General features: G+C 41.4%; 16 protein-coding genes. 3 read left to right on the top strand and 13 right to left on the bottom strand.

Translation table 11 applies throughout. The annotated features are described in order from the left end of the window. Positions 1-5: 5 nt before the first annotated feature. The 9 genes from ACC612_RS10250 to ACC612_RS10210 are packed head-to-tail and all read right to left on the bottom strand — an operon-like array spanning position 6 to position 7,215. Positions 6-344 carry a DUF4870 domain-containing protein gene (locus ACC612_RS10250; RefSeq protein WP_371854436.1) on the bottom strand — a complete coding sequence of 113 codons (339 nt, stop codon included), beginning with the start codon at positions 342-344 and terminating at the stop codon, positions 6-8. Beyond that, complete coding sequence (gene rnfB / locus ACC612_RS10245) at positions 341-1,147, bottom strand: Rnf electron transport complex subunit RnfB (protein ID WP_371854435.1); 807 nt, start codon at positions 1,145-1,147, stop codon at positions 341-343. The genes ACC612_RS10250 and rnfB overlap by 4 nt, the downstream gene beginning before the upstream one ends. Next, positions 1,144-1,731: an Rnf electron transport complex subunit RnfA gene (gene rnfA / locus ACC612_RS10240; protein WP_371854434.1), complete on the bottom strand. Its 588-nt coding sequence runs from the start codon at positions 1,729-1,731 to the stop codon at positions 1,144-1,146. Before rnfA ends, rnfB begins: the two co-directional genes overlap by 4 nt. 1 nt (position 1,732) lies before the next feature. Further along, the gene (gene rnfE / locus ACC612_RS10235; protein WP_371854433.1) at positions 1,733-2,347 is read right to left on the bottom strand and encodes an Rnf electron transport complex subunit RnfE; all 615 of its coding nucleotides are present in this window, start codon (positions 2,345-2,347) and stop codon (positions 1,733-1,735) included. Between the two features lie 8 nt (positions 2,348-2,355). Next, positions 2,356-2,925, bottom strand: a complete 570-nt coding sequence (rnfG, locus tag ACC612_RS10230) for an Rnf electron transport complex subunit RnfG (RefSeq protein WP_371854432.1) — start codon at positions 2,923-2,925, stop codon at positions 2,356-2,358. Further along, positions 2,918-3,934, bottom strand: a complete 1,017-nt coding sequence (gene rnfD, locus ACC612_RS10225; protein ID WP_371854431.1) for an Rnf electron transport complex subunit RnfD — start codon at positions 3,932-3,934, stop codon at positions 2,918-2,920. Before rnfD ends, rnfG begins: the two co-directional genes overlap by 8 nt. Further along, positions 3,935-5,284 (bottom strand): Rnf electron transport complex subunit RnfC, encoded by a 1,350-nt coding sequence (gene rnfC / locus ACC612_RS10220; RefSeq protein ID WP_371854430.1) that lies wholly within the window; start codon positions 5,282-5,284, stop codon positions 3,935-3,937. 12 nt (positions 5,285-5,296) lie between these two features. After that, positions 5,297-6,781, bottom strand: coding sequence for a methanogenesis multiheme c-type cytochrome (mmcA, locus tag ACC612_RS10215; RefSeq protein ID WP_371854429.1), 1,485 nt, complete (start codon positions 6,779-6,781; stop codon positions 5,297-5,299). An 11-nt stretch (positions 6,782-6,792) separates the two neighbouring features. After that, positions 6,793-7,215 carry a hypothetical protein gene (locus ACC612_RS10210; RefSeq protein WP_371854428.1) on the bottom strand — a complete coding sequence of 141 codons (423 nt, stop codon included), beginning with the start codon at positions 7,213-7,215 and terminating at the stop codon, positions 6,793-6,795. Between the two features lie 266 nt (positions 7,216-7,481). Here ACC612_RS10210 and ACC612_RS10205 point away from each other — a divergent pair, with 266 nt between their 5' ends. Further along, positions 7,482-8,513 carry an FAD:protein FMN transferase gene (locus tag ACC612_RS10205; protein ID WP_371854427.1) on the top strand — a complete coding sequence of 344 codons (1,032 nt, stop codon included), beginning with the start codon at positions 7,482-7,484 and terminating at the stop codon, positions 8,511-8,513. 16 nt (positions 8,514-8,529) lie between these two features. Here ACC612_RS10205 and thpR read toward each other — a convergent pair whose 3' ends face one another. Beyond that, a complete protein-coding gene (gene thpR / locus ACC612_RS10200; RefSeq protein WP_371854426.1) occupies positions 8,530-9,075 on the bottom strand; it encodes an RNA 2',3'-cyclic phosphodiesterase in 546 nt (181 codons plus the stop codon). Between the two features lie 114 nt (positions 9,076-9,189). Between thpR and ACC612_RS10195 the strand changes: the two genes are divergently transcribed. Next, complete coding sequence (locus tag ACC612_RS10195) at positions 9,190-10,125, top strand: DNA integrity scanning protein DisA nucleotide-binding domain protein (protein ID WP_371854425.1); 936 nt, start codon at positions 9,190-9,192, stop codon at positions 10,123-10,125. A 62-nt stretch (positions 10,126-10,187) separates the two neighbouring features. Here the strand turns inward: ACC612_RS10195 and ACC612_RS10190 are convergent, their stop codons facing one another. From ACC612_RS10190 to rqcH, 3 genes are all read right to left on the bottom strand, one after another. Continuing rightward, complete coding sequence (locus tag ACC612_RS10190) at positions 10,188-10,760, bottom strand: acetate uptake transporter (RefSeq protein WP_371854424.1); 573 nt, start codon at positions 10,758-10,760, stop codon at positions 10,188-10,190. Between the two features lie 483 nt (positions 10,761-11,243). Further along, positions 11,244-12,284: an mRNA surveillance protein pelota gene (locus ACC612_RS10185; RefSeq protein WP_371854423.1), complete on the bottom strand. Its 1,041-nt coding sequence runs from the start codon at positions 12,282-12,284 to the stop codon at positions 11,244-11,246. An 18-nt stretch (positions 12,285-12,302) separates the two neighbouring features. Continuing rightward, positions 12,303-14,294, bottom strand: a complete 1,992-nt coding sequence (gene rqcH / locus ACC612_RS10180) for a ribosome rescue protein RqcH (protein ID WP_371854422.1) — start codon at positions 14,292-14,294, stop codon at positions 12,303-12,305. Between the two features lie 112 nt (positions 14,295-14,406). On the opposite strand from rqcH, the gene priS reads away from it, so the two are divergent. Then, on the top strand, positions 14,407-15,597 hold the full coding sequence (priS, locus tag ACC612_RS10175) for a DNA primase catalytic subunit PriS (protein WP_371854421.1): 1,191 nt from the start codon (positions 14,407-14,409) through the stop codon (positions 15,595-15,597). Positions 15,598-15,735: the final 138 nt, after the last annotated feature.

Here is a 15,735-nt window from a genome sequence, read left to right as displayed (position 1 = left end):
ATTGGTTACTTATTCTTGTACACTGAGTCATAAGCATATTTACCGACAAGAGGAACTTTGAACTTTCCTCCTTCATATGCCATTATAACGCAAGCCAGCAACAAGAAGAGAGCGAACATTCCTACAAAGTCTGCAAGCACCCAACCGAAATAGGGGATCCATCCGATAAGGAATACTATCAAAGCCAGTGGCATGAATACTAAGACAGATTGCATGGCATGGAAACGGACAAATTTGTTTTCCCTTTCTATCAAGAGGAAAAGTATTCCAGTGAACCAGAACCCAATGTAGCATAATGCTCCAACAACATTCTCGTTCAGCCCTATCGATGTCTTGTATGTCATAGTACACCCCTTATATGTATTGTATGCTGAGGACATTTCTCAACGCAGATGCCACAGGCAGTACACTTGCTCTGATCAATGACAGCAAGAAATTCAGTAACTGTTATTGCCTGCTCCGGACAGTTCTTTTCACATATCTTACAGGCAATACATCCAACATTACATACAGCCTTAACATCCTTACCCTTATCATGAGAACGGCATTTAACATGCACTTTTTCAGATTCCTTCGCAAAAACAAGGATATTATTGGGACAGGAAGAGATGCAAATTCCGCAGCTTGTACAGAGATTCTTGTTGACATGTGGAAGTCTGTCTTCACCTATGGATATTGCGCCAAATGGACAGGCACGCACACATGTACCGCGGCCCATACAACCGAAGCTGCAGCCTTTTTCACCATCTGATAACATCATGACAGCCTTACAGTCCTCCATGCCCACATATTCGAATCTGTTGATGCAATTTACTCCGCCATTACAGACCACAAAAGGATATTGTTTCTCAGACTCTGAAACGTCCTGGTCCATTATACCGCCTATCTGTTTGGCAATCTCGAAACCGCCAACCGGACAACCGTTGATAGGAGCACCTTCATTCACTACACGTTGCGCAAAGTCTGCACAGCCTGCATAACCACATGCTCCGCAGTTGGCATTGGGAAGCACACTTAAGATCTCATCTACAAGAGGATTAGTTTCCACCTTAAACTTGCGGGAGGCAACTATAAGGAGGACTCCCACGGCAAGACCAAGACCACCAAGGACAGCTACCGATTGTATTAGTAAAGTAGTAAGGTTCATACAGGTATCACCCAGAAGTAATTAACAAAGGCCATTGATAACATCAAAGCCAAAAGGAATGCCTGTGGAAGACCACGTATAGATGTCGGAATGGTGACAAGCGTGGAACGCTCTCTGATTGAGGACATCATTAACATCACAACCGTATACCCAAGAGCCGCAGAAAAAGCAAAGAGCACACTCTGCACAAAGTTGTAATCCGACCTTACGTTCAGTAGCACAGCACCAAGCACAGCACAGTTAGTACTGATCAGAGGCAAGTATATGCCTAAGGAACGATAAAGTGAAGGAATGTTTTTTCTGACAACAAACTCAACAAGCTGCACAAGGGCTGCGATGACAACGATAAAAGCAATCAGCCCGAGGAATTCCAACTTAAGAGGGACTAGTACGTATGTATAGAGCGGGTAAGATACCGCTGCAGACAGGGTCATCACAAAGATAACGGCACCAGACATACCCCCGGCACTTTTTACATCCTTCGTTACGCCCACAAAGGAGCATAGACCAAGGAACTGAACAAGAAGGAAGTTATTAAGGAATAAACCATCCATGAAAATGGAGAAAAGCGCTTTTTCTACCATTTTATTCACCTCTCACACGCTTTTTCTCTTTTTGGTAATTGATTATAGCCATCAGGATACCGATGGTAAGGAAAGCACCACCTGGAAGGATCATCGTTGTAACAGAGGGATTTACAGGAAGACTGATGATTGTTTGTCCAAATGTTACGATCTGTCCTGTACCAAGTAACTCGCGTATCCCGCCTATTAGCATAAGAACCAGGAGGAAACCCGTGGATACACCAAGTGCATCAATTACAGAGTAAAAACCATTATTTTTGCTGGCATAAGCTTCTGCCCTACCTATAATGATACAATTGACAACAATGAGTGGAATAAATACACCCAAAGCTTCATACATAGGGGGGAAAAATGCTTCCATGACCATATCAACAATTGACACGAATGTGGCTATGATGATAATAAAGATTGGAAGCCTTACCTGTGGAGGTGTTTGTTTTCTTACGAGCGATACAAAGAGATTGGAAAAAATCAGCACAAAAGCAGTTCCTGCTGCCATCCCTATTCCATTTTCAACTGATGTTGATACTGCAAGAGTGGGACAAAGGCCAAGTACCAGGCCAAATGTTGGGTTGTCCCTAGTTAAACCTCGAATGAATTCACTTACTGGGTCCATTATCTCACCTATGCCTCAGCACTTTTTATTGATTCTACTTTTGAATTAAGGGCATCTACTACGGCCTTAGAAGAGATCGTAGCACCTGTTATAGAGTCTATAGAACCACCTGAGCTTGAAAGGCTAAGCTGGCTAAGCGGAAGAGCATTGAACTGGTTTCTAAAAGCATCCTCTGCTATCTTTGACCCTAACCCTGGCGTTTCTTCCTGGGAAAGGACACTCATTCCGGTGATGGTGCTAAATGAGGAATCAACACCGCCAACAACCACAATTGTACCCTTGGCACCTGCTTGTGAGCTTAAGAATGCATATCCCATGAGATTTCCAGATGTATCCTTGGCACGGTAGTAGATTATCTCTTGTTCACCGGTTTCAGCGTTCACCTGATCACCATATACAGGTTCAAAGGTTGCATCTGGCATTACTTCCAGAAGCTTTAGATTCATTGCTTCCTGTTCATTCTTCTGTAGCTGTGCCTGAGTAGGCATATAAGTGATACCAAGAAGTGCAGCTGCCACTACAGAAATCAGCACAAGCTTGCCTACTACGACAACGAATTCTTTGTTACCATCACTCATCTGACAGCACCTCTATCTTTAAACCGGAAGGCATTTTTTTCATAATACGAGAACGCCATTTCCCAAGTAACCCTTCTGTTCCAAAGGAAGCTGGAGCAGTATTGACCTCTATGAAAGATGCCACACAGTTTGCAAGGAACAAACCGTAGATAGTAGCATCTACATAATTCGCGAAATAACCGTAGATTGATACCAACAAACCACACACTATTCCATATATCAGACGACCTTTCTTGGAAACTGGCGAGGAAGGAGTATCTGTGGCAATGAACAATATACCAAAGAATACAATTCCTATCATTGAATAGTTGAGTTCGCTGCTGATGTCGAAAAAGCCTAATAGCGCAGACATGTACATCAAAGGATTCAGTACACCTTTACTTGCCAGTTCTGCCATTGAGAACAAAACGTTGAGGACCTGTGGGAACACTACCATTGTAACGAAAAATGCCACCGGTATTCTCCATTCTACATACTTTTTGTAAATAAGGTACACTCCAACAATTATGGCAATTGGAGATACTTCAACCAATAATCCAGCACCATTCTCAAGCAATAAATCAGATAACTGTCCTATGTGAGGAATAGAGACTGGAGCCATATAACCGCTCCATGCAGTTTTACAGAAAATCCAGGCTGCAAGCACTGGATTGAACACATATGAACCAATTCCACCAAAAGCAAGTTTTGCAATTGCTATAGCAAAGAAAGAACTCACTACAGGAATCCATAAAGGAACTTCAGGGGGCATTAAAAGAGACAGCATAAGTCCTATAAAGACCGCATTGCCATCTTTTACAGTCACTTTCTGCTTGAACAGTGCCTGAACACCAAATTCTGTTGCTACTGCCGCCAGTACGCTTACAAGAATTATACTTAAAGCAGGTATGCCAAAGAAATATATGGACACAAGGCTCACCGGCAAAAGAGCCAGTACTTTGCTCCACATTATAGACCGGAACGAAACTTTTGATTTTCTATGAGGGGGAGCAGATATAGTAAAGGTCATTTATTCACCTCCGCAGCAACCAAGCTTAAGGTTCGAAGACTCTTTTCCAGGAATGTCTTCATAGGCCTTTTCAATGGCATCCTTTGCGTATCTTATCAACTGCAGAATAGGGATCTTGGAAGGACAGACCACTGAACAGTTTCCGCATTCTATACAATTATCAATATATACCTGATGACATTCATCAAAACGACCCTGATCGGCCAAAGCTGCAAGCTTGTTTGGAAGCAGTTCCACAGGACATACATCCACACATGCTGCACAATGAGTACAGGCAATTGTTTCATCAATGTCTACGTCTTCAAGTTTCTGGAAAGTTATTCGAGTAGTGGTCTTTGTGACCGGAACCTCGTCGGTATACTGGGCAACTCCGGTTCTCATTCCATTAGCGATAAGTTTTCCAGAGGTTATTGAATTGCCACCACATGCCTCAATTACATCTTTAAAAGGTGTACCGATTCTGACGACTACATGAGATGGACAATTCACAAAACCTTCTAAGGAAACATAGGTCTCATAATAGGGCTTCCCTTCGTGTACAGCATCATACACTGCTTTTGCCGATTTTACACTACATATAGCTACACCAACATCTGCAGGAGTGCAGCCTTGTGGAACTTTTCTACCTGTAACATTGTAAGTGAAGAAGTTGAGGATACGTTTTCCATATATCCTCTCCTGGGAAACCACCAGAATGTTAGATTCACGATCCTTCAAGTAGTACCCTATCCTGCGGTTTCCTATAAGGGGCGCTACGATCAATTGTTTCCCTTTCAACTTAAATTCTTCAAAAGCTGCTATAGACTCATGGTCATCGCTTCGGATAACAATCGCACCTTTAGAGGCTCCTGCTGCTTTCATTAGAAGCTGGAGTGCATCAAGCATTTGAGTACTGTATTCTAACGGAGCTTTGAACTTCCCACCAATCCATTCCGAAGAAGTGGCGTTTATCAATACTATGTCTATCTTCTTTCCCTCTGGCTTAAGAACAGTCTGTGTGGGAACACCATAGTGTTCTACTATACCCGAATTTTTAATTATTTCAATGAGATCCTTTTGGGAAGGGTTCTTCATTGGAGAGAACGGTACTTTTTCCTCACTTTCTATGGTATCTATCAGAATGCTTAACACTTTATTACCATCGGGATGTGGAGCCTTCTCTATAGAGTGGACCACACCACATACGCTAGAATGGACAGAAGAAGAGTAGCTGTCCTTAGAGTCGCCTATTTTCTGGCCAATGACAACTGAATCTCCCTTCTTGACCATTGGGATACAAGGAGTTCCCTTGTGTTGGGCGAGGGGAATTATCACCCTCTTTGGCAATTTGTCTAATCTTTTGATTTCCATCACGATCACTCCTTAAAGCACTGGCTCCCTCTCTACCTCAACAGGCTTTTGTCCCGGTATGGTCACTGGGATTTCTTTTTCAGAGAAGTTAGTTGGTGGTGTTGTTTCTGCTGGATCCTTATCATAGCCCAAAAGTGTCCAGTTTACATGCAAAGACCCTGAAGCAGACACGCCGTGACAGTCGTCACATTTCAGAGGATCGGCCATTCCGATGTCCTTGCTTACAATGTTGTGGCTTACCTGATACAGAAGATCAACATGCCTGAGGATGGCATTTGGATAATCAGGCTGCTTGTCAAGGTTCCCATCATAAGAACGCATTTCAGAAGATGTGACCTTACCATCACCATTGGAATCAGCTGCTTTTACAACAGATGGTGAAATCGGATTACCCAATGAAGAACTGTTACCTGGATTGGCGAGAACATCCTGATCCAATCCTTCGTCCCACCATACACCATTTATCGGGTTGAAAGCTTTCAGCTTTACGCCTTCTTCATCCTTACTGCCCATTACCGGTAGTTTTTCGTTGTATATTCCCTTTGACCAGGCAAGAGTTGGAGTGAAATTTGACTCGTGATAAGTTTCCTCAAGAACTCCATTTTCCCAGCTGAAACTACTTATTGGAGCTTTGCCGGTGATATTTCCTCCGGGCAACATGGGGATATGACAGGTTTCACATTCAATGGTCTCAAGATGTGCGTCAACAATGCCTCCGTGAGAAATGCCTGCATGACAACCTTCTGAATCACAGCTCTTTACCTCCACATAGTCTTCGTGAGTGGAATCAAGAGGAATCCTGCGGCCTATCTGGTGCTCATCTGTTTCATGGCATTCAACACAATTTACATTGGCATGAACATCATATTCAGAATAGTTCTCAGACATCCATGCCACTGCACTGGTAGATGCTTCATTTTGATGGCAAGTAGTACCACACTGTTCTTTAGTGGGTGCACCATTGACATCGTCATGAATTTCAGTAACAATGGGTAAAGGAGTAAGAATATTCAAAGCATAACTGGCCACGTATAGAGGATCTTGCTGTGCCTCTCTCCTGGCCTCTTCAATTGCTGCATCTTTTGCGTCGGAGATATTTCCAGAAGAGATACTTTCAACGCGTGCTTGATAAGAGTATAATCCTTTTTGTTCATGGCAAACCATGCAATCCACATCTGCACCATATTCTTCAAGAATTCCCCCCCCTGGGTGCAGCGGGGCATAAGTTTGGAGCCATGTTTCATTGTCCATGTTACTAAACAAGACACCTTGGCCCATTAACGAAGACCATTCAGCCATGTCCTGCTGCACATGGAAAGAACCATTGACTTCTTCCTTTGTACTTAAATGACAGCCCATACACACATTATCGGACCATTTCTGATCCGTCATATAATGCGATGAAAGGACCTCATTTCCGCTATATCCAATATAAGCATATGCGCCGGATATGAAAAGCATTAATATAGCAATGATAATGAGAAAACTGGCTTTCATATTAATCACACTCACGATATATTCTCGGGCTTTTGGGTAGCAATAACTTCAAGCTCTTTTATAACAACCATAACAGTGTTCCTCAGGGTCTGTTCATTCGTGATCTTGAAGTCATTAGTGACGTATTTATCAATCTCGAATGTTTTACGTACAACCCTTACATTAAAATCAAAAACCTTGTCCAGAAATCCTTTTTTATGAGTCACACCAACAAAATCGACATCTATATGATTACCAACGATGTTTGATTTGACTTCTATTTTTTCAAGAAGAGAAGCAGATTTTACATAAATTATATGTTGTTTCATATCAGAAAATTGCTTTTCAATGCCCCTCCATCCACACTCTTCCATAATCTGGTGGATCGCTACCACTAAATATTTATCCTTGCTGGAATGCAAGCCTGCCGACAAATCTCCACTGTAATCCTTCATTTGTTACACACCCTTAGAAAAGTATTGTTTCACATCTCCAGATTACTTTTCAATTACCCCTGTCTGAATCCCCAATGTCTGATGCTTCAATAGCAGAAGATATGTATCTTTATTGGAATACCAGCCTGCCGACAAATCTCCACTGTAATCTATCATTATTACACTTCCTTTTATTAAAGATGGCCATTAAAGAACTTACATGATAATACATGACAATTGGGACCATTTGAATTAAGTTTAAGATTGTTAATGTCATTGCATGAACTATGGAGTATAAAATTGTTACCCTTCTGCTGATAATGATTTTATCAGTATCATTCGTGATAAATTGCATCGACAAAGATGGATCGAGCCAGGAAAGTTTGCAACAGACATACAACGAAAGCCGAAATATAATGGACACTGTAGTGACTATTCACGTTGTGGATACAAATAGCACACATGCTAAGATGGCTATAGATAACGCTTTCAAAAAGATGGAATATGTAGACTCTAGCATGGACTACTTTGATAACACAACTGAATTGAGCAGACTAAACAAAGATTCACAAATACTCAATGCAAGCAATGACCTAACGTATGTAATCAATAAGTCTATATATTATCAGCATATTACCGACGGCGCTTTTGACATTACAGTCCTTCCTTTGCTCGATCTGTGGAAAAGTAAATTCTCAGCAGGAGGAACACATCAACCGCCTACTCCAGAGGAATTGAACGAAACACTCAGGTATGTAAACGCCAGCAATATAACAATAAGAGAAAATGATATATTTCTACAAAAAGGGATGCAAATAACTCTGGGTGGAATAGCGAAGGGATATGCTCTTGATGTAGCCATCGAGTCACTTCGCAATGATGGGATTGAATCCGGTTTTGTTGATGCTGGAGGCAACGGTCTGTATATTGGCCATAAACCCGATGGAACTAGCTGGAAAGTGGGACTGCAGAATCCCAACATGACTGAGCAAGTAATAACCGTTGTACAAATCAGTGATATGGCTATAGCTACCAGCGGTAATTATGAAAGATATTTCAGTGAGGAGGCAAAGGTATCACACATTGCAGATCCACGTACGGGATATCCGTCCCAGAACCTCATCAGTGCTACAGTCATCGCTCCTGTGGGAATAGATTCTGATGCGTTGTCAACTTCCGTGTTCGTATTAGGAGAAAAAGATGGCCTTGAAATGATCGAGAAACTCGATGGTGTTGAATGTCTTATAATAACAAATGACAAAAGAATAGTAAGATCCAGTGGATTCGATAAATACGAAATCTATTCAACAGGAAATTAAAAAGGTCTATATAACCTCAAGGCAATCGAACTTCATGCAGGGTCTCGTAAATGGGACCCTGTGGAGTAAGAGTGCTTTTTTTGAGTTTGACTGTATCCACATGCATTGAACCTACATCAAAATCCCGGAGATCTCCTATTACTGAGGCAAGTTCTTTATTTTGGGAAGAGGATAAATGTTTAACTCTGGCAATAGTCGCATGAGGCGTAAACTTACGTGACTCTTTTTTAAACCCTATTTCATACATTGAGGATTCAACTTGTTTATAGATGCAAGAATAATCACCATTAGCTCCTATCCAAACGATTCCGGGACTTTTGATTCCAGGAAAAACATTAACTCCACATACATGTGATTCGAAAGAAGAACAAAACAGGTTATCAAGTGCATTATTGATTTCAGACAATTGTGCTACATCCACATCTCCTAAGAATTTAAGAGTGATATGCACTAAATTCGGATCAACTAGCCTTAAGCCCTGAAAACAAAGCTTTGACTGGATATCAGAGATTTTTGCATGAAATTCAGTTGGAAGATCAATCGCTATGAATGCTCTGATCATATTAACACCTTTATAGAAGTAGTTTTTTCAACATAAAATACTGACGCTGTAGACACAAATAGGTACCTTTAATAGAGATAAGGTGTTTATATAATAATATATAGAGGGGACAAAATGGATCAAAAGGGAATAATAGCTGGTTACCCAAACCGTGAAACGGAGGCCACGGAAAAGCGAGAAGATGACATGGGAAAAAATATAATAATCATCGAAACTGCCGTGAAACTTGCGGAGGAACTGGGGTCTTCAGCTATAATCCTGTCCGGAGACATATGTTTTCAGGAAATGAAAACAACTGTCCCCATTTACCATTCTTTTGGTGATCAGAAAGGACTGATAGATCATCTTATATTCTCGAACCTGGGCAAGGGAACAAGAACTTTCACAGATAGCATAATTAACCAATCATACAATAAACTAGAGAGTCTAGAAAGCATAGCAGCTATCGGACACCTTTTGGGTAATATACCCGAAGGAACTGTGATAGGAATTGTCGGCAGCGTAGATTCTTGTGCTGTAGTGGTCCACAACCTCAAAGAAAACGAAATGGTAAAAAAGATACGGGAATGTGAGGAACGCATATCTCCAGAGGTTGTGCGTGCTGTGCTGAACATTTGCTTTGACGTTGCTACAAAGGGGCGCGAAGGTAAAAAAGTAGGTACTGCATTTATAGTAGGCGATGTGGATGAAGTTATGAATAGATCGCATCCACTGATCATTAACCCCTACTTGGGGCAAACTTTGGAAGACAGTAATATTCTTGAAGAACACAACTGGGAATCAGTGAAAGAACTTGCACAACTGGATGGGGTATTTGTTATCTCAGAACAGGGCAGAATTCACGCCGCTGGCAGATATCTGGACGTGGATGCCAGAGATATAAACATCGATAAAGGCCTTGGAGGAAGACATGTATCCGCAGCAGCTATTACAAGAGATACTGTTGCAGTAGCCTTCATTGTATCAGAATCTGGCGGTGTGGTCAGAATATACAAAGATGGAAAAGATATAATCTGTATAGATAACCCGCAAAGATGCATCCCAGCATAAGGTAATTTTTTAAAAAAAGAGAATGGACCGGTTAAATCCGGCCATGTTTTACAATTCCTGTTTTACATTGGCATTTTCATTCCAACTGCATTCAGAACCAGTGCAGTTGCAAGGTAAAGTGCTGCAAGACCTGTGATTAAAGTAATTGCGCCTGCGATTCCCAGTGGCAGCATTCCGAAGAATACAGCGGCAAGGCTGAAGAATGTGAGGTCAAGCACTACAAAGACAACGGTTAGCATCTTTAGACCAATCTTTAGTGTACCAAGTGTGAGCAAAGTTGCTATGATACCCCATACAAGCGTGAAAAATGCCATTGATGGATTGCTTGCTGCATCCATTGTCAGGTTGAAAAGTCCTGCTGGTGCAAGGAGTATAAATGAAAAGCCGAACCACCAGAAACCAAATATTGTGAACGCTGTTGCACCAAAGGTGTCACCTTTCTTCCATAACTGCATACCTGCAATTACTTCTGCAAAACCACCAAGCATAATTGCCATTGCAATTACCATAAGTCCATCCGGGAGTACTCCCATATTTAAAAGTCCTGCAAATGTAGCTGCAAACCCAAGGCCGTAGAAACCTACTGCTGCCGGGCTTCCTGCAGTTGTATCTTTAATTGTTACTTCTCCTTCCATAGTTTGTCACTTCCCAAATAATATATAATGATTAATACGATCATAGATTGTTTTTACTGTATAGTTATACCACCCTTCAAAGAAAACGGGCTACATAATGATAAATCCAAAGTTACACATACACTGTAAGCTATCCAAACTTAGCCAAACACCTCCTACACAAGACACTTTCTAATAGCAGTATATATGTGTTTTGTTTCTTTCATGCATGGCAGAAAATCAGAAAAGAAAGTACAATAGATCTAACCAATATTGGACTTTATACCGCATTCTAAGATGCAATTGAGGCGTATTGACAAATAAACAGCATCTGACGTGCTATTACCATTAAAAACGATTAAAAATGGGGTACTTGTACCTGTAATCATTTATTTGTAAATATATAATAAAATAGAGAATATGCTATCTCGACACTTTTAAATACAATAAACAATATGATAATTGCCTTTTAAGAATCAAGATATGAATAGAAGTGCACATCAATCATATTCTGAATCTCAATAGAGCTGCAATCCCTCCAAGAGCCAGCAATTTCTGGCCTGGTTCAAAAACCGTACTAAATACCACTATAGTTCCCTGTGAATGCTCCACTTCCTGCAAAAAAGAATCTATTTCCCCTTTTTCTCGCTCTTCCCTGAGCAACTCATCGCAGATTAGCAGTACCTCAATTGCACCATAATCCAGAGCCATTTTTACTTCAGACATACCATAGGCTACTTTGCCATCCACCGCGATCTCTTTTAAGAGATCTTCCATTAGTTTAGACTCGCGTGCTATCCTGGACTGCTCCATGATCCTGTCAACTGCACCTCTTCGTAGCACCTCCTGAAAACCGGACATGCCAATAGATGCCGTGTCTTCAAAGACGAGCTTTGATGCCATTTCAGGTTCTTTTTGCTGAGCATATTTTAGAAAATCCTCTTTTGTAAAGCCTGGTCCGGCCAGCACAATAGATTCTGACCCGGAAATAGCATGCATTAGTTGATCGAGTACCTCCTGGAAAAAAACATTCCTCAGATTACCTTCAGCTTTACCTGCCGATTGATTAATGTGAGAATATATCTCGATGCCATAATGCTTGACAAGACCAATGTCCGCATCTCCTTCCTCGATTGCAACAATTATAACAGATGGCCTCTTAGAAGCAATTTCAGCTTCTTCTATCCGTTCAAGCTGATCTTTCTTCCAGACTTTAACGATGGACAGTTCAGTACCTTCTTCTATATTGAAAGTATGATGAGAACCAATATCCATTCCATGCTCTATGACACCGTGTACCCTGAGCCTGTTGGAAAATTTATGGAATTCTAAGCTCTCCACGCGTACACCAAGCCTCACAATTTTCTTTTCTACTTTTTCAGGACGTAATTTATCGGTTGCAACGTCAGATTTTCTTTTAGTTACAGCAAAGACAAGGTCTCCCGTCTCAATAATATATTTAAGGTGCCAGAGGTCATCAAGAGTCTCAGCTAAGATAGAAATTTCACCCTCTTTATCTCTTAGATTCTTTTTCATCACTCTCATAATAACACCTTGAAAGGATCAGACCTTTATGTCGGATTCACCAGGAGGTAACACCATGGCAATTTTATCAGGAGAAGCGGCCTGTTTTACAAATGATGCATCACCTATGGTTTCAACATAGACTCTGTATATTTTCTTTGCTATGTCATTCTGGTTGAACTTTCCAGGCACCAACTCTATGATGTGTTTCCCTCTTCCATTGACCGCAGACAAGGGACCACCTATGACCCTGGTTTCTGCACCCATTTCAATCCCAACTGCAACTCCTACTGGCACGTCTCTTAGATAGTTTCTCTCACCACGGATTATAAAAGAACCCTTCTTTACATATTCACCGGATTCGGGAGTCTTTGAAACTTGCGTCGAGTTTACCCAGTAACAATCTGCGCTGAACTGACCAGATTTCCAGATGCTGGAATAAGATACCACAAAACGAGCTGCTTCTTCAAGTGTCTGAGGCGGTACATCTTTACCACCTGTCTTTATCACAGTCAATGGTGCCCCCGGAGACTGAGTATGCAACACAATGTCTCGCTTCTCCATGTACTTGGTAAATATTTCCTCATTGGTATCAGCATCCCTTCCACCTATTACCAGGAAGCCATCGGATGACGTAAACCACCTGAATTTATCATACCAGTGCTTCTTAATGCGAACTGTACCTTTTTTAGCAACTGGTTTCTCTTTTTTCTGCATTGCTAGTTTTGTCTGTTCTATAGACCTTATGGCTCCTTCCTGCTTCTTTGCCAGTTTTTTGGATTTTTCATAATATAATTGAGCATTTTGCGGAACTGTCTTAGAGACATCTATGCTCGTTTTCATGCCCATAAGATCAAGTACCACTGTCCCAGTTGCCTGATCTATGCTCAATATGGACTTTGCAGCAGGAACGGAATCCCTTGCAGCTTTAAGAATAGACTTAATCTGATCCCACGAGTAACCTTTGTCCCTTGCATTGGAAAGTACATTCAGAACGTCTTCTACAGCCTGATAGTTTGCATAAATACTCTCCGCGATAGATGTCTGTTTTGCAGCTTCCTTACCGTATTTCTCCACTGCTTCTTCCTGCTGTTTTAACCTGCGTTCCAGAAGGTCAACTTTTTCCTTCTTTACTGCAACTACCTGCTCGGTAATGGAGGCAGCTTCTCTTTTTCCGAAATATTCGTCAAGAGCCTTGTTAAATGATGGATAGCGCTCTTTTGCCAGTCCACGGTAAACTTCCAGCTCAAACGGTACAACATCTATTGACTGGGAGGCATCCCCCTCACCTTTTTTGATGACACATGGATCCAATTTCCCTGTCTGCAGTGGAGAGAACATTTCCTTCATAGCCCGAAGAAGCAGATTTATTTCTTCCAGACCTACTTCTGCAACAGGAAGGTTCTTTTTGACCCCTGCCCTGGAGCATACTTCCTCAGAAAGAAGACCTCCCAGATTGAATCTGGTGGCTATGGTACGTACCACGTCTGAATCCGAGGACCTGAAAACTGCAAGCATCTGTTCTTCGTTTGCGTCAAGAGGGCTTATCTGTGCCTCCGGATAAATGTAGATTTCACCGCTTCTCACCCTGCGGCCTTTGAATGTTGCAGGATTCATCGGGAGAATGATACGCCTTTCATTATCAATGAGCACAATGTTGCCTCTGGCAAAAAGCTCAGCTACTAAGACGGTTTCCACACCGCCCCTGACAAAACCTATTTCGATTATCCTGTCAAAATCATACTGTTTAATGGAAACGATCCTACTGCTCATTATATGTTTTCTTAGCAGCATCGGAAATGACTGTGGCATTTTAGGACTTGGAGAAGCATATTGGCTCAAATGGGCACGTTTTCCTGCCTGAATAATGAAATCTACTCTACCCTTACCGAAAACGAAGAGGTTGAAACGTATCTCATCTTCCAGTGGCTGATATATTTTCCCAACCTTGGCATCAATAAGCGAGAGCTCACCTGAGCTAAGTTCTGCCACAAGAGCTGCAACATCTGCACTTGTCATTTCCTCTTTCATAAAGCGACTATAATGCAGGTGTTGACTATAAGGTTTATGACAAGAAAGTAATATTAATGGTAATTTAATCATTGAAACAAAGAAATAGCGACAAAACAATACAACTGAGAAAATGAATGAAAAGACACGAAATTTTCTTGTGAACAGATTCCAGGCCTACTACTCACAGGCTGAGATACACCTTCCTCCTGAACATATATCTCGTGAATGGGGATTTATTCCTTTCAGCGATAGCTCTGAAACCTTTATGAAACGACACATAGCCTTCGGCTCTGAAGGAGAAATAAAGGACTATCTAAAAGGGATAGCTCCAGCACATGCATATTACTCTGTTGCATACTATGAGTATCCCAGTGCACCGAAGATGAAGGAGAAGAACTGGCAGAAGGCAGACCTGATATTTGATATTGACTCTGACCACCTTCCAGGGAAGATCACTTCCTATGCTGATATGCTGGAAAAGGGGAAAAAAGAAACATTTAAGCTCATGGAATTCTTGCTTGATGATTTTGGATTTGCTGAGAAGGATGTCCATATCGTATTCTCAGGAGGCAGAGGATACCATTGCCATATAACCGATCCTTCTGTCCTCCATCTTGAAAGCCCTGAAAGGCGTGAAATAGTTGATTATGTGAGTGCGAAAGGAATTGACCTTGAAAGGATACTTGACACAAAAGAAGTAAGTGGAGATGCAGGAAGAGAGAGTGCACAAATGATGGTATTTCCCTCGGAAGCAGAAGGTGGCTGGAAAGGAAGAATAAACAGGTATTTTGTTTCTTTCATGAAAGATATAGTCGCCAGGGATGATGCTGAGGAAATCCTGAGGGGATTCAAAGGAGTCGGGGAGAAAACGGCTCGACAGATTATCGAAGTTTTTAGAGATGAGGCACAAGTGGAAGTATTAAAGAAAGGTAACATTGATGTTCTGTCCGCAGTGAATAAAAAAATAATTAATGCATTGATAGTGGAAGGGATTAAGAAAATGTCGGCAGTTGTGGACGAGCCTGTTACAGCTGATATCAAGCGCTTAATACGGCTTCCTGAGTCTTTACATGGTGGCTCGGGGATGAAGGTCATGTCCTTAACTATTGATGAGCTGGAAAAGTTCGAACCTTTAAGAGATGCAGTGGTTTTCGGTGAAAGGTTAGTAAAGTTAAAAGTGATCAAGCCTTTTGCAGTGCAGATGAAAGAAAAGGATATTGAAGTGGAGCCGGGAGAGCAGGAACTACCGGAGTATGCAGCTGTACACCTATTGTGCAGAGGTGTGGCAGAATATGGACACGACAGAATTCCTCGTATTTAAGTTGAAAACAATTTTACATACTACTTGATGCTAATTACTTTTTTTAGCTCACAAATAGTAACTTTGACAGATTGTATGGCATAACATGAGAATATATCTCATGAGTATACAATAAACAATAAAGGTTTAAAGGTTGAC

The organism is Methanomethylovorans sp. (assembly GCF_041447285.1).
GTDB lineage: Archaea > Halobacteriota > Methanosarcinia > Methanosarcinales > Methanosarcinaceae > Methanomethylovorans.
This window is presented reverse-complemented; position numbering and strand designations above follow the sequence as displayed.